We start from the raw sequence: 23,213 nt of genomic DNA on the forward strand, positions 1-23,213 counted from the left end.
ATTTGCAAATGTATTTCTATAGCCGTTACGAGCGCTTTATAAGCAAGCCATTGTGAGCACTGTGAGCCGTTGCAAGCGATGGATTTCCGGCTTGACGAATGGGAAATTTCTGATATAATAATATTGTTGCGGTTTCTGTGATGGAAACCGTGAGAATGCTTCCATAGTTAAATGGATATAACGGGGTCCTCCTAAGACTCAATTCCGTGTTCGATTCACGGTGGGAGCATTAAATATAATGAAAGACCGCCAAAGGTGAAATTGATCAGAGGATCAAAAAAGCCTGGGCGGTTTTTTGTTGTAAAAATGTTTTTTCAAAAAAATGTTTCACGTGAAACATTTTTTTGAATACAGCGCGTTCATATCAGCTGATCTTTGCAAATTTTAAAATTAGCACATGAATACACGTTAAAATTTTATTTGTGATAAAGCCAGAACCACAAAAGGCAGCGGAGTAGGGCTTTATGTGGTAAAATGGATTGCAGAACAGTACGGAGGAAAGGTGACAGCCGCAAATGAAGGCGGTCTGGCAATCCGGCTGTATTTTCCCATGGGAGAGTGATAGAAATGGAACGGATACTGATTGCGGAAGACGATGAAAAAATTGCTCCACTGGAGCAGGATTATTTGAAAATAAACGGATTTGAGACAGAGGTGGTAGGCAAGAGGCGCTGGTCATTCCCAGACTGCAAAGCGGGGAATTTGATTTGGCGCTTTTGGATGTAATGCTGCCGGGGATAAACGGATATGACATCTGCCGCAGGATTCGGGATGAAATAGATATTCCAATTTTAATGGTGACGGCCAGAACAGAGAGCGCGGATGTGATCCGTGGACTGGGGCTGGGAGCTGATGACTATATTACCAAGCCCTTTGATCCGTCTCAGCTGGTGGCCAGAGTGCGTTCTCACTTAAAACGATACCAGCGGCTGACCGCAGGGCGGGGAATGGGAGAAAATGAAAAACAGGCTGCGGATATTATTCAAATCCAGGATCTGGTGATTGAGACGAAAACATGGAAGGTGAGAAAAGGAGCTCAGGAAATCAAACTGCCGAACCGGGAGTTTGAGCTTTTGTGTTTCCTGGCGGAGAATCCCAACCAGGTGTTTTCAAAAGAAAAACTTTTTGAGGCCGTATGGGGATATGATTTTGTCTCTGACGCAGCTACCGTGTCAGTCCATATCAATCGTCTGCGGGAAAAAATCGAGGATGATTCCAGAAATCCAAAGATTATCGAGACGGTGTGGGGAGCCGGTTACCGGCTGAATACGTGATGGAGAAGGCGCAGAGGGGGAAAGAGAAATGTGGTTAATGTTTGCGGCCGGATCGGCTTTTTTTGCCGGCGTGACTTCTATTTTGGCAAAATGTGGGATTCGAAACACGGATTCCGATGTGGCGACGGCTATACGCACAGTGATTGTGCTGGCGTTTTCCTGGATTATGGTGTTTCTCGTGGGATCGCAGGGAACCATAGGAGAGATTGGGGCGAAATCCATGCTGTTTCTCATCCTTTCCGGCCTGGCCACAGGAGCGTCCTGGCTTTGCTATTTTAAAGCACTCCAGTTGGGAAATATCAATCAGGTGGTATCCATCGACAAGTCCAGCACCGTGATGACCATTTTGCTGGCACTCATTTTCCTGGGGGAGGGAATCACCCCTATGAAGGGAGTCATGGCCGCGCTGATTGCGGTGGGAACGCTTTTGATGGTGGAAAAAAGGGAGGCGGAGAAAGTGCCAACAGCGGGAAAAAGCTGGATCTTTCTGGCGGGTTTGTCCGCTTTTTTTGCAAGCCTGACCTCTATTCTGGGAAAAGTGGGAATCTCCGGGGTGGAATCTAATCTGGGGACGGCAATCCGCACCATAGTAGTTCTGATGATGGCGTGGCTGTTGGTATTTGTGGAAGAAAAGGGGAAAGAGGTTTTTCAGGTAAATCGCAGGGAACTGTGGTTTATCTGTCTCTCCGGCCTGGCTACAGGAGCGTCCTGGCTTTGTTACTACCGCGCGTTACAGGACGGGCCGGCCAGCGTGGTGGTACCGGTTGACAAACTGAGCATCCTGGTGACCATTCTGTTCTCCAGGATAATGTTTCACGTGAAACTTTCCGGACGGGAGGCTGTGGGATTGGGGTGTATGGTTTTGGGGACGGTTGGGATGGCAATGATGGCGTAAGAAAGTCCTTTGAAAAATCTCCCAGTATTGATATAATTGTAGAAAGAAGGGAGTAGTTATACAGATGCAGGATATTAATATCGGAGCGAAAGTACAGGAATTCAGGACGCAGAAAAAAATAAGTTTGCGTCAATTGGCAGGAAAAGCGGGAATGACCCCGTCCATGTTAAGTCAGATTGAAAATAATGTGGTAAATCCGTCTATTAATACATTAAAGGAAATTGCTAGAGCGTTGGAAGTGCCCATGTTTAAATTTTTTCAGGATGATTCTCTTCCCGAAAAAATGATCGTAAGAGATGGACAGCGAAAAATTATAGGAAATCCAGGGCAGGAAGTATTTTATCAGCTGCTGACGCCGGATACCAGCGGAGCGATTGAGTTTTGCTTGATGGAAATTCCACCTCATTCGGAATCAGCAAACCAACCCCATGAGCATGAGGGTGAGGAAGTGGCATATGTCATCGAGGGAAAAGTAAAAATCATCGTAGGATCAAGAGAGGAATGGCTGAATACCGGAGACAGTATTCGGATTCCGGCGTTAAGTCCTCATAAATGGGTAAATGAAGATGAGATTTCGGTGCAGGTTGTATTTGCGGTGACACCGCCGGGATTTTAGTAGATTTAACAAAATATACCAGTATTTTTTAGAACAAAGCGTTGACTTTTACTTTACATATGTTAAATTATACTTAACAGCTGAGTAACTCTCTGAGTAAAGCAAAAGGAAATACTGATTGGCCGGCCCTTTTGCAGTACAGAGGAAAAATGTTTTGTATAGCAGGAGGAATGGCTATGGAAAGTGAAAGAAAACTGGAGTTTATTGGGGGAAACGGAATTTCGTTGCTCCCTTTTATTGTATTCATTGTTATTACCATCGGTCTGTCGTTTATTAACGCCGCCGATCTGAACATGATGATAGCCTCTGGTGTAATCGGTTTAATCGCAGGAATGCTGTTTTGTAAAAATAAGGATCATTATTGGGACGTAGTGCTGGAAGGCCTTGGTGATAAAATGGCTATGACCGCCGTACTCATCTGGTTGGTTGTGGGAATTTACGGCACGATTTTAAGACAGGGACAGTTGGTGGAAGGACTTGTATGGCTTTCGGTAAAGCTTCATCTTTCCGGATCCGCATTCTGTGTAGCCGCATTCCTGTTTTCGGCAGCGTTTGCGTTGGCGACAGGTGCCGCTTTCGGTACAGTGGCAGCAATGACACCGATTCTATATCCGGTGGGAGTTATCATGGGCTGTGATCCGGCGGTGCTGGGCGGCGCTATCATTTCCGGGGCAATTTTTGGAGATAACATTGCCCCTGTTTCGGACACGACCATTGTTTCTACCACAGGACAGCTTTACACGAAGAAACAGGGTTCCGCGGAGATCGGCGGCGCAGTGAAAGACCGTTCCAAATACGTGATTCCCACATTTGCAATCTCCGTAGTTTTATGCTTCCTCTTTGGTGGCGCGTCTGGAAATACAGCCCTGGACGCCTCCGTGGCAGACAGCCTGGTGGCGGCTCACCAGAATCCAGCCGGACTGCTGATGATGATTCCCACAGTGATTGTCATTGGTATGGCAGTGATGGGAAATAATCTGTTTGTCACTCTGCCGGTAGGCATCATCGTTGCAACTGCTGTGGGATTGGGAGCCGGTTTATTCGGTTTGGAGGATCTGTTCCGGATCCAGGACGGCGTAGCGGAAGGTGCTCTTCCGGCAGGTGTAGCGGGAATGTTAAATGTCTGCATTCTTCTAATGGTAGTGGTTTCCATGGGAAATCTGTTGATTAAAAGCGGCTATATGGGGGAACTAGTGGAAAAACTGTCTGGAAATATCAAGACAACAAAAGGTGCGGAATTGCTGATCTTTTTATTCTCCACTGCGTTTTCCGTACTGATCAGTGCCATTAACACTATTCCAAATATCTGCGCGTCTCCGTTAGTAAACGCTCTGGGACAGAAGGCAAAGCTGCATCCATATCGCAGAGCAAATTTCCTGGCGGTGGCCTGCGATTCCTTTAATGCTTGTATGCCTTTTGGCGGTTCTGTGCTGCTGCTGCTAGGCTGTGTGAAGACGCTGGCGGCAGACGCCGCGTATATTACGGTACCGTCTCCCAGTGCATTTTTGACTACCTGTTTTTATCCCTGTGTGCTGTGGGTGGTAATGTTTATTGCTGTGCTGACTGGCTGGGGCCGTATTTATGAAGGACCGGACGGAAAACCTGTGAAGGAGATGCCGGAAGATTGATCGGGCGAGGAGGAAAAGACATGATAGAGGCGAATATTATAAACAGCCGTGGGAAGGACATGGTCTGTCTGGTGGAATACCGGGAGCCGGCGGTGAGAGGGAAAAACATCGTTCTTTACAAACACGGTTTCTGCGGCAATAAGATCACACCCCACAGAATGATGGTGAATCTGGGGCATGAGCTGGTGGAAATGGGATATACGGTCATCCGTTTTGACTGCGTCGGAGCCGGAGACAGCGAAGGTGACTGGTCCTATATGACGATTCAGGGAGAGATTGAGGATTATAAAAAGGTGCTGCACTGGGTGAAAGATGAGCTTCAGCCGGAGAAAATGATGGTATTGGCTTACAGTATGGGCGGCCTGGAGACAGCCATTTGCTGCCGTGAGGTGCCGTTGGAGGGAATCCTGTTTTGGAGCCCTTGCAGCAGCGGCTATGACTGTTTCCGTCATTTGCTGGGAGAAGAACGGTTTGAAAAAGGAATGGCGGGATTTGATGTGGACTTTATGGGAGACCGGGTAGGAAAAGAATTTTTCCGCGGTTTGCAGGATGAATCCCTGGACGGAGTAAAGGCCATCCGCGGCTTTGAGAAACCGGTATTTTTCATCCATGGAACGGCGGATACGGACGTCCTTCCCGCCAATTCCAAACGGTATGTGGAGGCGTTGCCAGGCTCGGAAGTACATTTTGTAGAAGGAGCCGGTCATGGATATGATGGCTGGGAGTTGCAGGATGAGCTGTGGAGCTATTCTAAAAAATACATTGAAAAAATTATGGGTCATATGGCGCCGCAATAAATTTGAGAGACAGAGAGGACAATGACATGAAACTGGAAGAGCTGGAACAAAAAAATTCGCTGATCAGAAAAATGGCCTGCGGACAGGAGATTACATGGATAAATCCGGAACTGACAGACAGTAAAAAGGCAATGAAGGGCATTTCTGTCACTCCGGAGGAAGTGGCGGACGCGGAGGCGCGGCTAAAACGGTTTGCTCCTTTTATAAAAATGTGCTTTGAGGAAACGGAGGAGACGGACGGTCTGATTGAATCTCCGCTGCGGGAGATTCCGGCCATGAAGGAGGCCATGAACAGGCAGGGAAACTGCGGTATTGAGGGCCGGATGATGTTAAAGATGGATAGCCATCTGGCGGTGGCAGGGTCCGTGAAAGCGCGAGGCGGCATTTATGAAATTCTCAAATATGCGGAAAGTCTGGCGCTGTCCCAAGGTATGATAAAGAAAAGTGACGATTACACCCGGTTTGCCAGTCCGCAGATGAAACAGTTTTTTTCCCAGTATTCTATTCATGTCGGTTCCACAGGAAATTTGGGGCTTTCCATTGGGATCATCAGCGCTGCTCTGGGATTCCAGGTAAATGTACATATGTCGGCAGATGCCAGGGAATGGAAGAAAGCGCTGTTGCGGTCAAAGGGAGTTCGGGTGATCGAGTATTCCGGTGATTACGGACGAGCAGTGAAAGAGGGACGGGCCCTTGCAGAGAAGGATCCCAGAGGATATTTTGTGGATGATGAAAATTCCAAAAATCTGTTTTTAGGCTATGCAGTGGCAGCGGGGAGGCTGAAAAAGCAGCTGGAGGAACAGCAGATTCCGGTGGATCCGGAACATCCGTTGATGGTGTACATTCCATGTGGAGTGGGCGGAGCGCCGGGAGGGATCACCTATGGACTGAAACTGGAGTACGGAGATAATGTTTATGTCTTTTTTGTGGAGCCGACCCAGGCTTGCTGTATGGTACTAGGAATGATGACGGGGCTGCACGATGAAATCTGTGTGCAGGATATCGGCCTTTCAGGAAAGACGGAGGCGGACGGTCTGGCGGTGGGACGGCCTTCCAAGTTTGTTGGCCGGACAATCAGCCGTATGCTGGCCGGGGAATTTACCATAGAAGATCGAAAACTGTATCAATACATGAAACTGCTGATGGATACAGAAGGGATTTTCATAGAACCCAGCGCCTGCGCGGCTTTTGAAGGACCTGCACGGCTGCATACTGACGGGGAAACCAGGGATTTTCTGCGAAAAAATGGACTGGAAACCAGAGAAACATCCACCACTCACATCGTCTGGGCCACAGGAGGTAGTCTGGTGCCGGAGGAAGTTCGGAACCAGTATTACGAAAGGACGGACAAAAACGAATTATCATAAGAAATAATCATTCATCACATGGCAGGGGCGTTTTAAATTTATAAATTGTTTAAATTTTCTCACCCAATTATTTAACTTCAAAGGCTACCATAAAAGAAATCAGATTATCAGGAGGGCCTTTGCCATGTGGAAGAAGAGGAAGAAAATGAGCCGCTGGGCGTCGATGGTGTGCGTCCTGGCGGCTGTTTTTATATGCGGATTTGCCGCGGAAACGAAAAACAACGCTTTTATAAAGGAAAATGCAGCAGAAACCAAGCTCCCAAAAACGCTTTGGATGCTTGCCTCGTCGGGAAATGCTCAGATGCTCAGCGCTGTGATGCAGACGGAGACCGGCGGATTGGTCGTGGTGGATGGGGGATGGGAGGCAGACGGAGACCGGCTTTGCAGCCTGTTAAAGGAGCATGGCGGTCATGTGATGGCCTGGCTGCTCACTCACCCCCATTCCGACCACGTGGGGGCGCTCTGCGACATTTTAAAGAATCGGGCGGGAGAACTTCAAATCGACCATATTTATTACTCTTTTGGGGATCCGCAGTGGTATGAGACGGCGTCTCCGAAAGATCCAGGCATGGCCCGTCAGCTCTTAGAGACATTTCAAACGCTGCCGAAGGGTGTGGCGTACGGCAATATTGGAAAAGGAGATGTGATCCAGGCGGACGGCATTTCCATTCGCGTGTTAAACGACCGATATGAGCTGCAAAGTGATCCGGTAAACAACAGCGGCATCGTCTACCAGGCGGAAATGGACGGCACGAAAATCCTGTTTCTGGGGGATATGGGATACGAGGGCGGGAAACGCCTTCTGGAGGAGTGCGGGGCCAAACAGCTGCGCTCGGAGATTGTTCAAATGGCCCACCACGGCCAGAATGGGGTGGGAAAGGAGGTGTATGAGGCTGCGGCACCGAAACTCTGCCTCTGGCCCACACCCGCCTGGCTCTGGGACAACGACGGAGGCCAGGGGCCGGGCAGCGGGCCCTGGGATACCCTGGAAACCCGCCGGTGGATGGAAGAACTGGGGGCGGAGGCGCAGGCCTGCACAAAGGACGGCGACATCGCTGTGGATCCGGTTACCCGATCAGTCCGGTATATAAAATGGCGATGACCAGGGATGGCAGCAGGTTGGCAACTTTGATTTTTACGGGGAAAATCATGTTTACTCCCACACAGAAGATGAGCATGGAGCCAATCATGGACATATTGTCGATCATTGCTGTGGTGAGAAAGGCCTGGATTCCCCGTGCCAGAAGGGTGATGCTGCCCTGAAACAAAAACAGCGGGATAGCGGAAAAAATGGCACCCACGCCGAACGCGGCGGAAAAAATAGCCACAATGATACCGTCCAGAATCGCTTTCGTAAACAACATGGACGGATCTCCTGCCAGCCCGTCCTGCAGAGGGCCAATGACAGCCATGGCGCCTATGCAGATGGTGAGAGTGGTCATTACAAAGCCGTCGATGAACATGGAATCCTTTTCCCGTCCAGCCCGTTTCCGTAGCCAGTCGCCGAAAACGACAAACCGTTTTTCAATGTTCATCCATTCTCCCAAAACGGCGCCTGCCGCCAGGGACACGGCGCACAGCATGGTGCCGCCGGAGGTCAGTGCTGCCCCGTCAATAGAGAGCATTTTCTCCAGGGCCCCGGCAATTCCGATAAACATGACCGCTAGGCCAATGGCCTGCATGATGGTGTCCTGAAACCGTTGGGTCAGCCCTTTCTTACAGATCATTCCGAAAATTCCGCCGGCGATCACTGCGCCGGTGTTTGCGATTGTACCAATTCCTATCATGTTTAAAATCCCTTCTCTTCCTATGTCTCATTTATGTCCGGGGCGCGACGGTCCCGTTTTCCCCGATGGAAATGTCAAAGGAAATGCTTTCTATGTACTGGTAAAAATTCGCGATTTCCCCGGCGTCCGTGAGTTTCCTGGTGTATCCGGCAGAGGATGTGCCGGGAATCAGGCGCAGGGACGCGTTAAAAGGCGCGGTGTCGGAATCTTCCTCAAGCGTCAGCTCCAACAGCATGGTTTTGGGAATGCTGCTTCCGAAAATAAAGTTCCCCAGGCTGTAAACAATAGGTTTTCCGTCATAGTATTCCAGACCCTGGAGTACATGAGGGTGGCTGCCGATTACCAGGTCGGCGCCTGCGTCAATGCAGCGGCGGCCCAGGGTGGTTTGGTGATCCACCGGCATTTCTGCCCGTTCTACGCCCCAGTGAAGGTAGACGATGAGGTAGTCGCAGAGAGGCCTGGTTTCCTCGATGGTCTGGCGCAGCAGGGTATCGTCGTAGGCGGTGAGCATACCGGGAGTGCTGGAGCCGGCGGTCCAGGAGGCTACAGGAATGACGCGGGAGGCGCCGATAAAGCCCACGCGGATGCCGTTTAGCTCCACAATCCGCGGCTTTCTGGCCTCCTCCGAATTGGCGCCGGCGCCCACGTGGAGAATGCCGGCCCCGTCCAGGGTGGAGCAGGTGTCTAAAAGGGCGTCTGTCCCGAAGTCCAGGGCATGATTGTTTGCAAGAGTGACCAGATCCACGCCCAGCTCATTCATCATGGACACCTTTTCCTCCGGCAGGCGGAAGGTATACTGTTTGTCCGGGGCAGCCTGGCCGCGGCTGCTGAAGGGAAACTCCTCGTTGGCGACAAAGTAGTCGGCGGAGGAAATGTCGTTTAAATAGCCTTCGTCCAGCACGCCGGTGATGGATCCGGCCTTTTCGTACGCGTTCAGGACGTGGTCGGAAAACAGGATGTCGCCGGCGAACAGGATGCGGGCGGAGGAGAGAGTGTCTGAATTGAGAGAATTGGTTCCGATTTCCGTTTCTTCCGTTTCCGCTCCGCCAGTTCCATTTTCACGATCGCTATCTTCACCGAATGCCTGCGGTTCGGACAGCGGCGATTCGGATGACGGTACATCGGAAACGGAGATTCCGGAGCCGGATACTTCTCCGGGTTGCAGCTCTGCTGAATTCTCAGCTCCCGTCTCCGTTTCCGCAAAGGCGGCTGTAAGCTCCGGATCGTGATATTTTGAGGACTTGCAGCCGGCAATCGCGGCTGCCGCAGCCAGAAAGAATAAAATTTTCACAGGTAATTTCATGTCTGTTCTCCTTATCCGTCAGTGATGTGGACACAGGTCTATTTTCCAATATGTGGGGGCATTCGTCAATGGGGGAAACTTTTTATTTTTCACTTTCCTCTATTTTTAGCGGATGTAAAAATGAGAAGAGGAGACTGGCGCCCGCCCCCCAAATCGTCTATAATGATCCTATCGAACCAAAAAGGAGGTCATTCTATGGAAAATCAACTTCTCACCCTGTTTGCCCAGCGCCGTAGCGTGCGCGCCTATACGGATGAGCCTATCCCGGAGGAGAGTTTAAAGGCCATTCTCCAGGCTGGTCTGCTTTCCCCGTCGGGGAGAGGACTGCGGCCGTGGGAGCTGGTGATTGTACGGGACAGACGGACATTAGACCGGTTGGCAGAGTGCCGGGACGGGGCGGCTCAGATGTTAAAGGGGGCGTCCTGCGCCGTCGTCGTTTTGGGAGATTCTGAAAAAACGGACGTGTGGACAGAGGACTGTTCCAACGTGATGATGAATATGCACCTCATGGCGTCTGCCCTGGGTGTAGGGAGCTGTTGGATCCAGGGACGCTTGCGCACTGCCGGCGGTGTGAGCACGGAGGAGATCGTGCAGGAAATCCTGGGTTTCCCGGAGCATCTGAAACTGGAGGCCATTCTGTCTCTGGGAATGCCGGCGGCACAGCCGGAGGCCCGCAGCCTGGATGAGCTTCCGGAGGAAAAACTCCACTGGGAGAAATTTTGAGACGGGGAGACCGGGTCGCCCTCGTCCGCTGTTCCAATCCTCAGCCGTCCCAAAATAGAGACCGCTTTAAGGCCCTGGCGGAAACGCTCCGCCGCCTGGGATTAGAACCGGTGGAAACGCCGTTTCTCTATGGGGGCGGCGCCCGGGAGAGAGCGGAGGCGCTGATGGACTGCTACCGGGACGAGAGCATTCGCGCCCTGTTTGACATTTCCGGCGGGGATATGGCAAATGAGGTTTTGCCCTATCTGGACTATGACATCATTCGGGAGAATCAGAAACCGTTTTGGGGCTACAGCGACCTGACCACGGTGATCAATGCCATCTATGCCAAAACCGGCGCCCCGTCCATGCTGTACCAGGCCCGCAACCTGTTGGGCTGGACCATGAAAGGAAATCTGGACGGGGAAACCGCCCGTCTGCAGCAGGATCGTATGGGACGTTTTCTTGCGGGAGACGAGGCGGCGCTGACCGGATTTCCGTATCGGATGGTGCGGGGCACTGCCATGAAGGGAACGGTGGTGGGAGGAAATATCCGCTGCCTGCTAAAGCTTGCCGGGACGCCTTACTGGCCGGATTTGCGGGGAAACATCTTGCTTTTGGAGGCTCACGGCGGGAAAGAGCCGCAGATGCGGACGTATTTGAGCCAGCTGAAGCAGTTGGGAGCCTTTCAGCAGGCGGCAGGAATTCTCCTGGGAACCTTCACCGTGCTGGAGGAAGAAGGAAAAGGGCTGTCCATGGAGGACCTGGTGCTGGAATACGCGGACGGCGGTTCTCTGGAAACAGAAAGTTCCAGTCCGCTGCGGAAAGACATCCACGCCCATCCGAAAACGGACGGCATTCTTCCCATCGCCAAAACCTGCCACATCGGCCACAGCGCCGCCGCCATGGGCATCTGGATCGGCAGAGAGCTGGAATTATCCGCTGCGCCTTGTCATTCCTGCTGATATATTATATAATGCAGACATTATGAAAGAGTTTGTAGTATTTGATTTAGAATGGAACCAGAATCCCTACGGGAGAGAGACGGCAGTGGAAAGTCTGCCCTTTGAAATCATAGAAATCGGCGCGGTAAAGCTGAATGAAAAGCTGGAAATCATTTCCAGTTTCTGCCGTTTAGTGCGGCCCCAGGTCTATCCGGAGCTGCACTTTAAAATTGCTGAGGTCACCCATATGACCATGGAGGAGCTGCGGAAAAAAGGGAAACCGTTTCCGGAGGTGATGAAGGAGTTTGAGGAGTGGTGCGGAAAATGCGCCGTCTACTGCACCTGGGGGCCGATGGATCTGACGGAGCTGCAGCGGAATGTGGCCTATTTTGGGCTGGAAAATCCATTTCCAAAGCCATTGCTCTACTACGATGTACAGAAACTGTACAGCCTTTTCCGGGAGGAGGGAAAGGAAAAGAAAGCGCTTGATACGGCAGTGAAGGAGCTGGGCCTGAAGGAGGACCGGCCCTTTCATCAGGCCTTTGACGATGCCTGCTACACAGCGATGGTGATGGAGCGTCTGGACTGGGAAAAAGCGGAGCCATACATTTCCATGGACTATTATCAGCTACCGGAAAACCGGAAGGAGGAGGTGCTGCTCCGTTTCCCAGGATACACAAAGTACGTTTCCAGGGCGTTTGAGACCAGAGAAGATGCCATCGCGGATAAAAAAGTGACGGACATGGTGTGCAGCCAGTGTAAACGCACCATGCGAAAGAAAATTCGATGGTTTCCTGCCAGCCAGAGGGCCTATTTGTGCCTGGCCTTCTGCAAGGAGCACGGCTTTTACAAAGGAAAAATCCGCATCAAAAAGGCAGAGGACGGTCGCGTGTTCGCGGTAAAGACCATCAAACCGGTGGACGAGGCAGGAGCGGCGGAAATCAGCCGCCGCAAGGAAGAAAACAGGATCAAGCGCAACGAGAGGAACCGGCAGAAACGCCAGGAAAAGAGAAGACATCAAAAGGAGGCAAAACAGAGCGAATGACAGTATTTAGAAAAAAACCTGGAAACGGAAGACCCGCGGGAGCGCGAAAAGACAGAGGCAGAGGGACGGAAGCGGCAGCTTTCGCGGCGGTGGTGTGCGCTGTTTTATTAGGAATGTCCGGCTGCGGCCAGTCCAAGACGGCGGCAGAGGAAAGCGGCGGCAGCCGCCAGGTCATGGTGTTTGAGGATTTTACCGCCCAGGATCTGGACGGAAATGAGGTGGATGAGAGCTTATTCGCCGACTATGATCTGACGATGATCAACCTGTGGGGAACCTTCTGCGGCCCTTGCCTGCAGGAGATGCCGGATCTTGGAGAAATCGCGGACGAGTACAAGGACAAGGGCTTTCAGATTGTGGGAATCTGCACGGACGCGGTGGGAAACGATGGGACATCTCTGCCGGACGTGGTGAGCGAGGCGAAGGAGATCGCGGAGGAAACAGGAGCCGATTATCTCCACATTCTTCCCACGGGAGAAATTTTCACAGATCTGCTCCCCAGAGTCAGCGGCGTGCCCACCACAATTTTTGTGGATCGGGAAGGAAAACAGGTGGGCTTGGCCGATATGGGAGCCAAGAGCAAGGACGGCTGGCTGAAGGTAATAGATGAAAAGCTGGCCCAGGTGCAGCAGGAGGCAAAATGAGAGAGCGGGGAGAAACGGAAACGGGGATAAAGGACGGAAAACAGCAGAAGTATTCGCCGGTTTTCTGCCGGTCTCTGCCGCTTGTTCGCGCGGTACTCCTCCTGGCTGGGGCACTTCTTCTGACCATTGGAGTGTTCCGGGGAGAGGCCGCTCTGGTATTTACAAAAGCCGCCAATATCTGTCTGGAGTGCATCGGCATTGGGTAAGAGGAAAAAGGGCAGCGCAATCCGCCATTGGTGCCAGGCCGCCTGGTTTGCCCTTACCAATGGCTACGCCGTGGGATTTCTGGAAGGACGGATCTACCGCGGAACATCGAAAACCATCTGTGTGCCGGGGCTGAACTGCTATTCCTGTCCCGGCGCTTTGGGGGCCTGTCCCATCGGCGCCCTGCAGGCCGTCATAGACAGCGGAAAATTCAAATTTTCCTGCTATGTGTTCGGGTTCCTGCTGTTGTTTGGCTCCCTTTTGGGGCGGTTTATCTGCGGCTGGCTGTGCCCCTTCGGGCTGGTTCAGGACCTGCTGCACAAAATTCCCCTCTTTCGGAAACGGAAAAACCTCCCCGGCCACCGGGTGCTCATCTGGCTGAAATACGCGGTCCTGGCGCTGTTCGTTCTCATTCTCCCCGCCGCCGTAGCTGTGACGGTGACGGGAATGGGAGAACCCTGGTTCTGCAAATACATTTGCCCCAGCGGAACGCTTTTTGGAGGTCTGCCCCTGCTGGCGGCGGATCCCGGTCTGCGCGGGGCGGCGGGAGGGCTGTTTGGCTGGAAATTATTCCTGCTTTTGCTGGTGGTGGTACTGTCCGTAAAATGGTACCGGCCATTCTGCAAATACGTGTGTCCTCTGGGAGCCATATACGGGTTTTTCAATCCCATCGCCCTGTACCGGTTCCGGATCGACGGGGAAAAATGCGTGAAATGTTCTGCCTGTCAAAAAGCCTGCGGGATGGACATTCCGGTGTGGGAAAAACCAAACAGCATGGAGTGCATTCGCTGCGGCGACTGCCGCCGGGCCTGCCCCACTGGGGCGATTGTGTGCGCTGTAGGCGGACATAAGGCGGGGAAAATGGTCAAATCCGCGAAAGGCGGAAAATAGATCCCATATAGATCGAATCAATCATCTCGAATACTTAGATTTCTGCTGCGCAGTATATGAAACAGAAACTGCCGCTGGAGGCAAACGGTTTGTTTTTATGATGAAGAAATGGATACCGTTTGCTTTCAGCGGTTTTGTGTTTTTGGAAATCAAAATGGAGACCGGCCGCATTTTCCCGGATCATGGGAAGTCAGCGGAAGAAAACAGCAAGTAAGGTCAGGAAACTGGGATCCGGTTTCGTTATAATACCATTCAGAGAACATAATACGAGGAGGCCGATAAAATGTATGAATGGCAGAAACAAATCCAACAGATCGTAAACGAAATAGACGGCTGCCTGGCAGACCGGCGGGATGAGGCGCTCACTCTCCGTGACCTGGCGGGAAAGCTGGGATATTCGGAGTTTCATATGACCAGAAAGTTTCGGGAAATCACGGGAATGGGGTTTCGGGACTACCTCCAGGGCAGAAAGCTGGCGTTTGCGCTGAAGGAAGTGCGGGACAGCGAGAAAAGTATGCTGGATATTGCTCTGGACTATGGATTTTCCTCAAATGAGGCATTTACCAGGGCCTTTAAGCGGAGCTACGGGGTAACGCCCAGCCAGTATCGGAAATCTCCCCGGCCGGTGGTTCTCCGCACAAAAATCAGTCCCTTTGACCGCTATTTTCTGGGGCTGGGGGAGATCGGCATGGTGAAGTCGTCGGAGGATGTGAAGATCTATTTTGTGACCATACCAGCCCACAAATTTCTGCACATTAAAAATTACGAGAGCAATGGCTACTGGGATTTCTGGCAGCGGCAAAACCGCATTCCGGGACAGGATTATGAGACCGTTTGCGGCCTGTTGGACAGCATCGGGGGGAAACTGGATGATGACGGCGGTCAGGAGATCAACTGCGGCAGCGGCCAGATCATGGCTTACATCAACGACCCGAAAGGCCGCCTCTGCGCTTGGGGGATTCCGAGGACGGAGTGCTGGGGGATTCGGCTGCCTGCGGATTACAGCGGGGAAATACCTTCCCAGATGTACCTGGCGGATGTCCCGGAAGGGGAGTACCTTGTATTTGAGCACGGGGCATTTGACTACGAGCAGGAAAATTGTACGGTGGAGGAAAAAATTGAGGAGGCAATGGCCGGGTTTGACTATGAGGGCGCTGGCTGCCGGCTGGACACTGCGCCGGGGAGAGTGATGTATTTTTACTATGATCCGCAGCGGTATTTTAAATATGTGCGGCCAGTGCGGAGGGAGAAATGAGGGGAGAAAAACGAAAAAAGAGCTGCGCCGCAAGGAGGCGCACTCCGCGAGGAGGAAAATGGCTGCTGGCGCAGCCGCGCTCCGGCGCGAGTGTGCGCTAAGCGCACACTTTTTAAATGATTTCCACAGAAACGCCGTTTTCCCGTTTCCAGTAAAACTGTAACCGCCATTCTACCTGCTCTGCCGGTTCAAAATGCAGAGAGGAGCAGGCCAGCCGTGTCGAGGTTTGCTTGCTGCCGGCGCGGTTCGTTTCTGTATTTTCATTCGTTCTGGCCCCGGAGGAGCCACAGATGACGGCGATTGACGCCGCGGCCTTTCTGCCGGAAATGGACTCCGATTTTGCACGCGGCCGGTCGCTTTCCGCGCAGTCGAGTACGGCGAAGGCTTTCTCAGACAGCTCCGGGGTCACGGTATAAGTCATTTCCACGTAGTGAGACGGAAAATCGTAGAGCGAAAAAGCAGGGGCAAGGTCTTCTATACCAGATTTTGAGGGAGAGCCGTGATCCAGCGTCCGCGGCTGCAAATCCCCCACGGTCAAGGTGTGTTCCTGGCCTGTGGGAGGAAAGACAAAGGAAAAGGAGACGCCAGGCTCCGCCGCCTGGAAATGGGGCCCCGGGACGGCGGTCGGATTCTGGTCCAGAAAGACCGACAGCGTCTGTACCTGAGGCCGCCGCTTGGCTGCCCACGGAAACGAGGTGCGGCAGATCATCCATCCGCAGGAGGGATCCAGGCGGTAATGTTCCACGGCCTGCAGGGCATCTAACTGACAGAGAACCTCATCCGGCCATAGCGGGTTATAGGTGACTCCGCAGCTGTGAGAGGGGCGCAGCTTTCTGCCATTGACCACCGCCTCGGCGGTAAAGTCAAATGTCAGGGGATTTTCCGCGTCCATAATCAGGAGATCTTCTCCGGTGAATTCCTTGAGGTGTTCATTTTCTGGAGTCAAATCCCATTTTTCTACAAATTCCCGGATTCGTTCCGGCTCGATCCGCATACAAAACTCGACTACCAGTCCCCGGGCGCAAAGATACACTGCCGGGACGCGCCAGAGCGAGCCGCCCCAGTGAAACTCCCGGTCTACGGCAATTTCCTGTCCTTTTCGCTCTCTCCCGTGACTGCCGCAGAAATTTCCGTCAAAATAGACAGTCCACGGCGAGGGGCGGCGGGAAGAAATCCGTTTGCTGTTTTTACTGTTTTGATTCATGAAATTCTGGCCTCCTTTTGGGTGCTGCTGTGCCACAGCGCCCACGTTTCTTTTTGTGCTGTGTATCCATATTTCTCTGCCACTGATTATATCAGGTTTCCCGCTGGCCAACAATTCCCTTGTCGGCTTTCTTGTCTGTCTTTGTCTGTATACGGTTTATTTCTGATGTCTTACTTTATAGTTATAGATTTGGATAGAAATCCCTCACGTACAATAAATAATGAAAATCATTCTCAAAAATATTGACAAATCAATTTCTCTATGCTATCTTATAACAAGAAGTTAGTTAGGACTAACAACAAAGCAAACCACTAATCCAAGAAAATCACCAAAAACGGAATCGGAGGAAAGAAATGACTGCGACTGCGTTTGAGCGGCAGCTGGCACAGCACGGGTCTCCGGCCCTGGCTGGGATCAAGCCGGCGAATATTATCACATTTTCAGCAAAGGATGACGAAGATGGCTGCGGCCTTCGGGAGCTGACGGCCATATATAACCGGAGATTTCAGGGACAGGACCTGGCGTTTCAGCTGTTGTGCGAATGTCCGCGCAGCCGCATTCTTATGGTCTACCGTCCCTCTCTGTTAGAGTTTCACGTGAAACATCCAGAGGTAAAAGCGGTGCTGAAACAGATGGGCTACGACACCGGCCGCACCGAGGTCATGTTAAAGCAGCTGGGCCGCAGAATCCGGGAGTCCAGGCTGAAAGGCGGTTTCCCCCATGAGATCGGCCTGTTTTTAGGGTATCCGGTGGAAGATGTGGTGGGTTTCATGGAAAACAAAGGGCAGAATTATCTCTATTCCTGCTACTGGAAGGTATATTCCGACGTGGAGCGGGCAAAAGCCTGGTGCCGCCGCTGGGAAAAGGTTCGGGACGGCCTGTTGAAGGTAGTGGATTCAGGAAGAAGTATTTATGATATGTTCTACACAGAGACTGTGGCATAAGAACGCATCCCAATAAATATAAGACTTTCACCTGGCAGCGGCAGAAAAAAAACAAAATGCCGGGGCGTGCCGATGGCTGGACTCCACGGAGCGCCGCTGTAAAAGGTGAAAGCCGCGAAAACAAAATTTTAAATACAAAAAGATCAAACAGGAGGATGAGAATCATGAAGATCGGAGTAATCTATTGGTCCGGAACGGGCAATACGGAAATGATGGCGAACGCGATCGCTGAGGGCGTAAAGGCAGGCGGAGCAGATGCGGAGGTTATGAATGTTTCTGAGACTACCGCTGAGGCCGCTCTTGGCTATGACGCTCTGGCCCTTGGCTGTCCCGCTATGGGAGCGGAGCAGCTGGAGGAAAGCGAGTTTGAACCTTTCTTTACCGAGCTGGAGCCCGGATTAAAAGGAAAAAATGTGGCTCTGTTTGGCTCTCACGAGTGGAGCGAGGAAGGCCAGTGGATGGACGACTGGACGGAGAGAACCCTGGGAGACGGGGCAAACCTCTGCGGCGGAGCCGGGTTAAAGATATTCTCTACTCCCGATGAGGAAGGGCTGGAGAAGTGCAGGGCATTAGGCAAAGCGTTAGTTTCCATGTAAAAGTGAAAGTAAGGATTTGACGCGGACATAGCTGCCTGCTCGATTAACCTCAAAATAAATTTCCCAATAACCTGAAATCCAAAAAACAACGAGATCAACACAAACCAACACAACGAAATTCAGACCATTGACTCCCCCGGAGTGTTCATCGCAGGCGGAATGTCGCCAGAAAGCGAGGGCTCCGGGGGAGTTTTATTGGAATCGGCCATTTCTGCCTCTCCTTCCTCTATTTTTCTTTCAAACTCCCCAAATATCTGCTACAATAGGGAATAGTCGGGCAAAACGGCCGGACAAGAGCAAAGGAGGTCATCTCTATGACGAACCGGAAAAAGCTGATTATTGATACGGACTGCGGTTCCGACGACGCGATGGCCATTGCCATGGCCCTGCGGGATCCGCGGTATGAGATTCTGTGTTTCACCATTGTGGCAGGAAACGTGGATGCCAGGCAGGCGGCGTCCAACACTCTGGCCACCATTGAGCGGGCGGGCAGCTATGAACCGCCGGTGTATATCGGGGCAGAGCGAATGCTGTTAAAAGAGCTGGCCTTCGCTTACGAGACCCACGGAATGGATGGAATGGGGGATCTGGGAATCCGTCCGGAGCGGCTGTCACCTGCAAAAGGCCATGGCGTGCTGAAACTTTTAGAGATTCTGCGGGAAAGTCAGGAGGGGGAAATCGACCTCATCACTCTGGGACCTCTCACCAACCTGGCTCTGGCCATCCGCCTGGAGCCGGAAACGGTAAGGCGGGCAGGGCGCATCGTGATGATGGGAAGTGCCGGAATGGGCGGCGGAAATGTGACGGCTACGGCGGAGTTTAATATTTGGCAGGATGGGGAGGCGGCGAAAATTGTGCTGGAATCCGGCCTGCAAAATATGATGCTGGTGGGCTGGGACGCCTGTCTGGGCGACTGTATGCTCAATGAGCGGGAGATTGGACGGCTGCGGGATAGCGGGGACCTGGGCCGTTTTACTGTGGACATCAATCGGGCGCTTATGGAGCTGAACCGGCAGCGATTTGGGGAAGACTGCCTGGATATGGCGGATCCGGCAGCCATGGCCGCCGCCCTGTGCCCGGAGTGCGTCCGGGAGGTGGGAGAGTATTACTGCGAAGTGGATACCTCCTGTGGGCCTGGTTACGGGACGGTCCTTGTGGACCGGTACGGATTTTCTGGAAAGGCGCCGAACGTATCCGTCTGCAGCGGACTGTGGCCGCAGCGGTATAAGGACTATATTTTTCAGACATTGGGGAGCTGTGAAAAAAGATGAAACAGGAACTGTTTATCGGAGAGATTGCAGAGCTTTTGGGAGTCAGCAAAGATACTCTCCGCATTTACGAAGAACAGGGCTTGATTTGCCCGAAACGGGATGAAAACGGGTTTCGGCGCTACGGCGAGGAAGAACTTTATCGTCTGATCACCGTCAAGGTTTACCGGGAAAACGCGTTCCCCATGAAGGAAATCCGGCGCCTCATGGAGAAGACCAGCCGCCGGGGTACCATGGAGCTTTTGGAGGCCCAGATTCAGGCGGAGCGGATGGAGATTCTGCGTCATCAGAGGAATATGGAGCGGCTGGAGCTGGCAAAAACCTACTATCTGGACGAGTCGGAGTCCTTTGGATATTATCAGGCGGAGAATTGCTACCGCGTTTCGCCCCTGAGAGACAATTATTTCGATGTGCTGCTGGACTGGTTTCGCTGCAGCAGAAAGGATCCGGACATGACGGTCTGCTATCTGAATGCGGAATACAGCTTAGAAGGCGGTTTCGACCGGCCGGAAACTGCTTATGTGATGATCAAGGAAAGCGATGCCCGCTATCTTCAGCGGGAGGAGCTTTTAAAGGAAGAAAACAGGATTCCCGGCGGATCCTGTTTAAAAGCGGTTCTGTATACAGAAAAACCGCTTCCGGACAAAAAGAGTCTGGAAGCGGTCTGGGAACGGGCAAAAAAAACAGGAGTGAACCTTGTTGGCAGAGCCTGTACCCATTTTCAGTACGTCGTCTATGAATCGGAGGAAAAGCCCTGCTACATGACAGAGGTACTCCTGCCTCTGGCTGTGTGTGATGAGTGATGCAGTGCCGCCAGAGGACGGAATATCGAAAGCGATTAATATTGAACGTAACGCTGCCCGTGGGCGAGAGTTCCGTTGCTGTTCCACTCATTGTAAACATAAGGGGAACGGTCTCCGGTGCCGTTTTCCGTAAACGTATAGGTCACGCCATGGTAGTCAGAGGCTCCGATTACCATGGTACAGCTGTCTTTCGCAAATTTGTAGACATTTCCGTTGATCTTCATGATGCCCTCATTGAGCTCTCCCGTATCGCTGGCAAAGTACCAGGTATTGTCTCTCTGGATCCAGCCAGTGCGCATGATGCCGTCATCACCAAAGTAGTACCACTGGTCATTTTCCCGCAGCCAGGAATTGCGGTAGTCGGAGCCGTCGCCGTGCTGATATTTATAGCCCTGGGGCGTGTGTACCCAGCCCGCCGCGAACGCGGTGAGGGAATTTGCGGCTGCCAGCGTCAGAGCGAGGGCGGCTGCGGCAAGATATTTTTTGTTCATGTGTCTTCTCATAATGTACCTCCTTGGGTCGATTGAAATCTTTGCATTCAGTATAGGGTATGGAGTAGGTCTATAGGCAATAGATGTAAGAAATCTGTAAGGAGACGTAAGAGGAGAGAAAGAAATTCAGAAAGGATTGTAATGAATATGCCTATAGGAGTTTTATGTAATTGCGCAACTGTGGTTCTTGGCGGATTGCTGGGGACTGCCTTTGGAAAACATTTGAAAGCGGAGATGAAGGAAACGCTTACTGTCGTTTTTGGACTGGTGGCCATCGCCAACGGCGTGGTGTCAGTGATTAAGGTTCAGGCTATGCCTCCGGTAGTAATGGCGGTGATCGCGGGAGCCTTTTTGGGAGAAATTCTCAGCCTGGAACGCCGGGTAAAAAGCGGCCTCCACGGAGTCCTTGCCCATCTTCCCATAAACACGTCCAGTCTGGATATGAATGAGTACGTAACTATCGTGGCCATTTTCTGCGCCAGCGGATTTGGCATATACGGGGTGTTAATGGAGGGAATGTCTGGAGATCCCAGCATTTTGTTTTCCAAATCGGTGATGGACCTGTTCACGGCGCTGATTTTTGCCGGCGCTATGGGGGTGGCGGTGAGCCTGATCGCCGGGCTGCAGCTGGTGATATTCCTGGTGTTATTTTTCCTGGCAAAGCTGGTGGTGCCGCTGACGACGCCGGAGCTGTTAAACGATTTTATGGCCTGCGGCGGTGTTCTCACCATAGCAGCCGGCCTGCGGGTCAGCAAAATCAAAAATGTCCCCCTTACCAACCTTCTTCCGTCTTTGATTTTTGTGATGCCGCTCAGCAGTGTTTGGGCCTCCATCTTTTAAGGAGGGGATGAGGACATGAGCGCGGCAGAGAGCTGGCTTTCTTTTATAAAAGAAGTGGAAAACCTGAAAAATATCCGCCGCAGCGCCTGGACCTCCGACGGGAGTCAGGAAACCACAGCCGCCCACTCCTGGCGGCTGGCGCTGATGGCTGGGCTGCTGTCAGAGGAGGACGCCTATGAAGGCTTAAACAGCCGGCGGGTGCTTATGATGGCCTTGGTGCATGACCTGGGAGAGCTTTATGACGGGGACATTTCCGCCGTGCTGCGGCCGGATCCGGGGGAAAAGTATGAGACGGAAAAGGCAGCTGTGTGCCGGGCAGTTTCCATGTTGGAAAAGAAAAGGCAGGAGGAGATTCTGGAGCTTTGGGAGGAATATGAAAGAGGAGAGACGGCTGAGGCCCGTTTTGTGAAAGCTTTGGACAAGGCGGAGACGATCATCCAGCACAACCAGGGACAGAATCCCCCGGATTTTGATTATGAGTTTAATCTGGAATATGGAAAACCGTATTTTCAGGAGGAAGGGCTGTTGCGGGAGCTGAGGGAACGCATTGACGGGGAGACACGGGAGAAATGCCGCAGGGAGAGAGGATGAATGTCCGAGGAGAAAGGAAAACCTGCGGAAAATCGCCATGGAGCGGTACTCTACAGATTAAACCAGAAACAGGGATCACAGGAACCAACGATAGAAATGTTTGTTCCTGTGATCCCTGTTTTGTTTTAATAAACGTGGCAGAACAACCGGTTTACTGTAGCCTCTCGTAAGCCTGGATCGTTTCCGCCACAAAGTCCGCTTTCAGCTCCAGTTTATCGGCAATAGCGTCAACGGAAAGACCAGTGCCGTAGAGTTCAATAATTTTGAAGGTGAGAGTGCGTCCTTCCTCCCGCCCGATCTCAATATTCTCCCGATCTCTCTGAGCCAAAGTCATAAATTCAACCTCCATTTCCTCACTGGCCTTCACTTCCAGCACTCTTTTATGAATCAAGCGGATAAACGGGCTCCTGGCCTGCGCAGCGAAACTATTGGTGGTGTGTTCCACGTAGATCAGAAAATCCCGCACTCCTTCCTCCGCGGCCTCCAGGTCTCCGCGGGTGTTTAAAAACAGCTTAACGGTCTCATCCCCCAGTGCAAGGGAGGGATTCTCCCGGCAGGTATTCTCAAAGGTATACCGGTATCGCCCCTCATAAAACGGATCAAAGGTGCAGATAAAAATAACGTAGGTCCGTTTCAGGGCGGAATAGGGCTCGCCCGCTGAAATCTGGTCCAGATCCAGATTTCCCTGGTAATACCTGGCCCGCTTTGGAAGATCCCGCCGGCGCCCCCGCTGCATTTCCACGTTGTAAACCGTGCCGTTTTCGTCGTTTACATACACATCCAGGCGGATGCCCTTTCCTTCATATAGAATATCAATGGTTTTCTGAGATTCCGGCAAAATGACCTGCCGGATGGAGATGCCAAGGAGCTGTTCCAGCACCTGCCTGCAGATTTCCGGATCGCTCATCACCTTGGCGAACAGAAAATCGTCCTCCAGATTCAGCTCCTGGATGGTTTTTTCCTTTCGGTTCACGAAACCTTACCCTCTCTTTCTTAGATTATAACATGATTGGCGCGATGCGCCAGCCCCCTTTCCGATTATAACAGGAAAAAGTCCTCCTTTCGGTCGATACGCTGCTCATACGGAAATTATTGGAAACGATTTCCGGCCCGTTGTTCCTCCCGGT

Annotated in this window: 25 protein-coding genes and 1 pseudogene; 21 read left to right on the forward strand and 5 right to left on the reverse strand. The window is 52.1% G+C overall.

The genetic code is table 11. The features are described from left to right. Positions 1-418: 418 nt before the first annotated feature. The 8 genes and pseudogenes from B5E84_RS21310 to B5E84_RS13875 all read left to right on the forward strand — a co-directional run bounded on the left by B5E84_RS21310 (position 419) and on the right by B5E84_RS13875 (position 7,679). A complete protein-coding gene (locus tag B5E84_RS21310) occupies positions 419-562 on the forward strand; it encodes an ATP-binding protein (protein WP_330374267.1) in 144 nt (47 codons plus the stop codon). A 5-nt stretch (positions 563-567) separates the two neighbouring features. Continuing rightward, positions 568-1,274 (forward strand): annotated as a pseudogene (locus B5E84_RS13845) (winged helix-turn-helix domain-containing protein). A gap of 28 nt (positions 1,275-1,302) precedes the next feature. Beyond that, positions 1,303-2,169 carry an EamA family transporter gene (locus B5E84_RS13850; RefSeq protein ID WP_087223754.1) on the forward strand — a complete coding sequence of 289 codons (867 nt, stop codon included), beginning with the start codon at positions 1,303-1,305 and terminating at the stop codon, positions 2,167-2,169. 64 nt (positions 2,170-2,233) lie between these two features. Then, positions 2,234-2,785 carry a helix-turn-helix domain-containing protein gene (locus B5E84_RS13855; RefSeq protein WP_087223756.1) on the forward strand — a complete coding sequence of 184 codons (552 nt, stop codon included), beginning with the start codon at positions 2,234-2,236 and terminating at the stop codon, positions 2,783-2,785. A 176-nt stretch (positions 2,786-2,961) separates the two neighbouring features. Next, positions 2,962-4,413: a Na+/H+ antiporter NhaC family protein gene (locus B5E84_RS13860; RefSeq protein ID WP_087223758.1), complete on the forward strand. Its 1,452-nt coding sequence runs from the start codon at positions 2,962-2,964 to the stop codon at positions 4,411-4,413. A 20-nt stretch (positions 4,414-4,433) separates the two neighbouring features. After that, entirely contained in the window at positions 4,434-5,210 is a 777-nt protein-coding gene (locus tag B5E84_RS13865; RefSeq protein WP_087223760.1) for an alpha/beta fold hydrolase, read from the forward strand. A 26-nt stretch (positions 5,211-5,236) separates the two neighbouring features. After that, the gene (locus B5E84_RS13870; protein WP_087223762.1) at positions 5,237-6,577 is read left to right on the forward strand and encodes a D-serine ammonia-lyase; all 1,341 of its coding nucleotides are present in this window, start codon (positions 5,237-5,239) and stop codon (positions 6,575-6,577) included. 124 nt (positions 6,578-6,701) lie between these two features. After that, a complete protein-coding gene (locus B5E84_RS13875) occupies positions 6,702-7,679 on the forward strand; it encodes a ComEC/Rec2 family competence protein (protein WP_087223764.1) in 978 nt (325 codons plus the stop codon). Here B5E84_RS13875 and B5E84_RS13880 read toward each other — a convergent pair. Together B5E84_RS13880 and B5E84_RS13885 are read right to left on the reverse strand one after the other, a co-directional pair. Then, positions 7,645-8,364 carry a DUF554 domain-containing protein gene (locus tag B5E84_RS13880; protein ID WP_087223766.1) on the reverse strand — a complete coding sequence of 240 codons (720 nt, stop codon included), beginning with the start codon at positions 8,362-8,364 and terminating at the stop codon, positions 7,645-7,647. The genes B5E84_RS13875 and B5E84_RS13880 overlap by 35 nt on opposite strands. 31 nt (positions 8,365-8,395) lie before the next feature. Then, positions 8,396-9,667 (reverse strand): CapA family protein, encoded by a 1,272-nt coding sequence (locus tag B5E84_RS13885; protein WP_087223768.1) that lies wholly within the window; start codon positions 9,665-9,667, stop codon positions 8,396-8,398. A 195-nt stretch (positions 9,668-9,862) separates the two neighbouring features. Here B5E84_RS13885 and B5E84_RS13890 point away from each other — a divergent pair, with 195 nt between their 5' ends. From B5E84_RS13890 to B5E84_RS13920, 7 genes are all read left to right on the forward strand, one after another. Continuing rightward, positions 9,863-10,390: a nitroreductase family protein gene (locus B5E84_RS13890; RefSeq protein ID WP_087223770.1), complete on the forward strand. Its 528-nt coding sequence runs from the start codon at positions 9,863-9,865 to the stop codon at positions 10,388-10,390. Beyond that, positions 10,387-11,334, forward strand: coding sequence for an LD-carboxypeptidase (locus B5E84_RS13895; protein WP_087223772.1), 948 nt, complete (start codon positions 10,387-10,389; stop codon positions 11,332-11,334). Before B5E84_RS13890 ends, B5E84_RS13895 begins: the two co-directional genes overlap by 4 nt. 22 nt (positions 11,335-11,356) lie before the next feature. After that, positions 11,357-12,358: a 3'-5' exonuclease gene (locus B5E84_RS13900; protein ID WP_087223774.1), complete on the forward strand. Its 1,002-nt coding sequence runs from the start codon at positions 11,357-11,359 to the stop codon at positions 12,356-12,358. Beyond that, complete coding sequence (locus tag B5E84_RS13905) at positions 12,355-12,999, forward strand: TlpA disulfide reductase family protein (RefSeq protein ID WP_087223776.1); 645 nt, start codon at positions 12,355-12,357, stop codon at positions 12,997-12,999. The genes B5E84_RS13900 and B5E84_RS13905 overlap by 4 nt, the downstream gene beginning before the upstream one ends. Then, positions 12,996-13,205, forward strand: coding sequence for a CD1871A family CXXC motif-containing protein (locus B5E84_RS21505; RefSeq protein WP_087223778.1), 210 nt, complete (start codon positions 12,996-12,998; stop codon positions 13,203-13,205). Before B5E84_RS13905 ends, B5E84_RS21505 begins: the two co-directional genes overlap by 4 nt. Further along, a complete protein-coding gene (locus B5E84_RS13915) occupies positions 13,198-14,094 on the forward strand; it encodes a 4Fe-4S binding protein (RefSeq protein WP_087223780.1) in 897 nt (298 codons plus the stop codon). Before B5E84_RS21505 ends, B5E84_RS13915 begins: the two co-directional genes overlap by 8 nt. 283 nt (positions 14,095-14,377) lie before the next feature. After that, entirely contained in the window at positions 14,378-15,349 is a 972-nt protein-coding gene (locus B5E84_RS13920) for a helix-turn-helix transcriptional regulator (RefSeq protein ID WP_087223782.1), read from the forward strand. Positions 15,350-15,461: 112 nt separating this feature from the next. Here the strand turns inward: B5E84_RS13920 and B5E84_RS13925 are convergent, their stop codons facing one another. After that, positions 15,462-16,553, reverse strand: coding sequence for a hypothetical protein (locus tag B5E84_RS13925; protein ID WP_087223784.1), 1,092 nt, complete (start codon positions 16,551-16,553; stop codon positions 15,462-15,464). 353 nt (positions 16,554-16,906) lie between these two features. Here B5E84_RS13925 and B5E84_RS13930 point away from each other — a divergent pair, with 353 nt between their 5' ends. The 4 genes from B5E84_RS13930 (at position 16,907) to B5E84_RS13945 (ending at position 20,164) form a co-directional block, all read left to right on the forward strand. Continuing rightward, on the forward strand, positions 16,907-17,497 hold the full coding sequence (locus B5E84_RS13930) for a DUF3793 family protein (RefSeq protein ID WP_087223786.1): 591 nt from the start codon (positions 16,907-16,909) through the stop codon (positions 17,495-17,497). Between the two features lie 161 nt (positions 17,498-17,658). Beyond that, a complete protein-coding gene (locus B5E84_RS13935) occupies positions 17,659-18,093 on the forward strand; it encodes a flavodoxin (RefSeq protein ID WP_204248591.1) in 435 nt (144 codons plus the stop codon). A 314-nt stretch (positions 18,094-18,407) separates the two neighbouring features. Then, positions 18,408-19,364 (forward strand): nucleoside hydrolase, encoded by a 957-nt coding sequence (locus B5E84_RS13940; protein WP_087223790.1) that lies wholly within the window; start codon positions 18,408-18,410, stop codon positions 19,362-19,364. Beyond that, positions 19,361-20,164, forward strand: a complete 804-nt coding sequence (locus B5E84_RS13945) for a MerR family transcriptional regulator (RefSeq protein WP_087223792.1) — start codon at positions 19,361-19,363, stop codon at positions 20,162-20,164. The genes B5E84_RS13940 and B5E84_RS13945 overlap by 4 nt, the downstream gene beginning before the upstream one ends. Positions 20,165-20,199: 35 nt before the next feature. On the opposite strand, the gene B5E84_RS13950 is transcribed toward B5E84_RS13945, so the two are convergent. Then, the gene (locus B5E84_RS13950; RefSeq protein WP_242963382.1) at positions 20,200-20,667 is read right to left on the reverse strand and encodes a hypothetical protein; all 468 of its coding nucleotides are present in this window, start codon (positions 20,665-20,667) and stop codon (positions 20,200-20,202) included. Between the two features lie 135 nt (positions 20,668-20,802). Between B5E84_RS13950 and B5E84_RS13955 the strand changes: the two genes are divergently transcribed. Both B5E84_RS13955 and B5E84_RS13960 read left to right on the forward strand, forming a co-directional pair. After that, entirely contained in the window at positions 20,803-21,495 is a 693-nt protein-coding gene (locus tag B5E84_RS13955) for a DUF554 domain-containing protein (RefSeq protein ID WP_242963386.1), read from the forward strand. Between the two features lie 15 nt (positions 21,496-21,510). Next, complete coding sequence (locus tag B5E84_RS13960; RefSeq protein WP_087223796.1) at positions 21,511-22,086, forward strand: HD domain-containing protein; 576 nt, start codon at positions 21,511-21,513, stop codon at positions 22,084-22,086. Positions 22,087-22,237: 151 nt separating this feature from the next. On the opposite strand, the gene B5E84_RS13965 is transcribed toward B5E84_RS13960, so the two are convergent. Continuing rightward, positions 22,238-23,059: an Rpn family recombination-promoting nuclease/putative transposase gene (locus B5E84_RS13965; protein ID WP_242963383.1), complete on the reverse strand. Its 822-nt coding sequence runs from the start codon at positions 23,057-23,059 to the stop codon at positions 22,238-22,240. Between the last annotated feature and the right edge of the window lie 154 nt (positions 23,060-23,213).

It is taken from the genome of Lachnoclostridium sp. An14, from assembly GCF_002160755.1.
GTDB lineage: Bacteria > Bacillota > Clostridia > Lachnospirales > Lachnospiraceae > Lachnoclostridium_A.

Bases quoted from the DNA above. Each gene is read 5' to 3' on its own strand.
- B5E84_RS13900 (WP_087223774.1), top strand. From the start codon at position 11,357: ATGAAAGAGTTTGTAGTATTTGATTTAGAATGGAACCAGAATCCCTAC.
- B5E84_RS13930 (WP_087223786.1), top strand. From the start codon at position 16,907: ATGACTGCGACTGCGTTTGAGCGGCAGCTGGCACAGCACGGGTCTCCG.
- B5E84_RS13875 (WP_087223764.1), top strand. From the start codon at position 6,702: ATGTGGAAGAAGAGGAAGAAAATGAGCCGCTGGGCGTCGATGGTGTGC.
- B5E84_RS13855 (WP_087223756.1), top strand. From the start codon at position 2,234: ATGCAGGATATTAATATCGGAGCGAAAGTACAGGAATTCAGGACGCAG.
- B5E84_RS13885 (WP_087223768.1), bottom strand. From the start codon at position 9,667: ATGAAATTACCTGTGAAAATTTTATTCTTTCTGGCTGCGGCAGCCGCG.
- B5E84_RS13880 (WP_087223766.1), bottom strand. From the start codon at position 8,364: ATGATAGGAATTGGTACAATCGCAAACACCGGCGCAGTGATCGCCGGC.
- B5E84_RS21505 (WP_087223778.1), top strand. From the start codon at position 12,996: ATGAGAGAGCGGGGAGAAACGGAAACGGGGATAAAGGACGGAAAACAG.
- B5E84_RS13860 (WP_087223758.1), top strand. From the start codon at position 2,962: ATGGAAAGTGAAAGAAAACTGGAGTTTATTGGGGGAAACGGAATTTCG.
- B5E84_RS13870 (WP_087223762.1), top strand. From the start codon at position 5,237: ATGAAACTGGAAGAGCTGGAACAAAAAAATTCGCTGATCAGAAAAATG.
- B5E84_RS13925 (WP_087223784.1), bottom strand. From the start codon at position 16,553: ATGAATCAAAACAGTAAAAACAGCAAACGGATTTCTTCCCGCCGCCCC.
- B5E84_RS13850 (WP_087223754.1), top strand. From the start codon at position 1,303: ATGTGGTTAATGTTTGCGGCCGGATCGGCTTTTTTTGCCGGCGTGACT.
- B5E84_RS13865 (WP_087223760.1), top strand. From the start codon at position 4,434: ATGATAGAGGCGAATATTATAAACAGCCGTGGGAAGGACATGGTCTGT.
- B5E84_RS13950 (WP_242963382.1), bottom strand. From the start codon at position 20,667: ATGAGAAGACACATGAACAAAAAATATCTTGCCGCAGCCGCCCTCGCT.
- B5E84_RS13905 (WP_087223776.1), top strand. From the start codon at position 12,355: ATGACAGTATTTAGAAAAAAACCTGGAAACGGAAGACCCGCGGGAGCG.
- B5E84_RS13940 (WP_087223790.1), top strand. From the start codon at position 18,408: ATGACGAACCGGAAAAAGCTGATTATTGATACGGACTGCGGTTCCGAC.
- B5E84_RS13960 (WP_087223796.1), top strand. From the start codon at position 21,511: ATGAGCGCGGCAGAGAGCTGGCTTTCTTTTATAAAAGAAGTGGAAAAC.
- B5E84_RS13955 (WP_242963386.1), top strand. From the start codon at position 20,803: ATGCCTATAGGAGTTTTATGTAATTGCGCAACTGTGGTTCTTGGCGGA.
- B5E84_RS13945 (WP_087223792.1), top strand. From the start codon at position 19,361: ATGAAACAGGAACTGTTTATCGGAGAGATTGCAGAGCTTTTGGGAGTC.
- B5E84_RS13920 (WP_087223782.1), top strand. From the start codon at position 14,378: ATGTATGAATGGCAGAAACAAATCCAACAGATCGTAAACGAAATAGAC.
- B5E84_RS13890 (WP_087223770.1), top strand. From the start codon at position 9,863: ATGGAAAATCAACTTCTCACCCTGTTTGCCCAGCGCCGTAGCGTGCGC.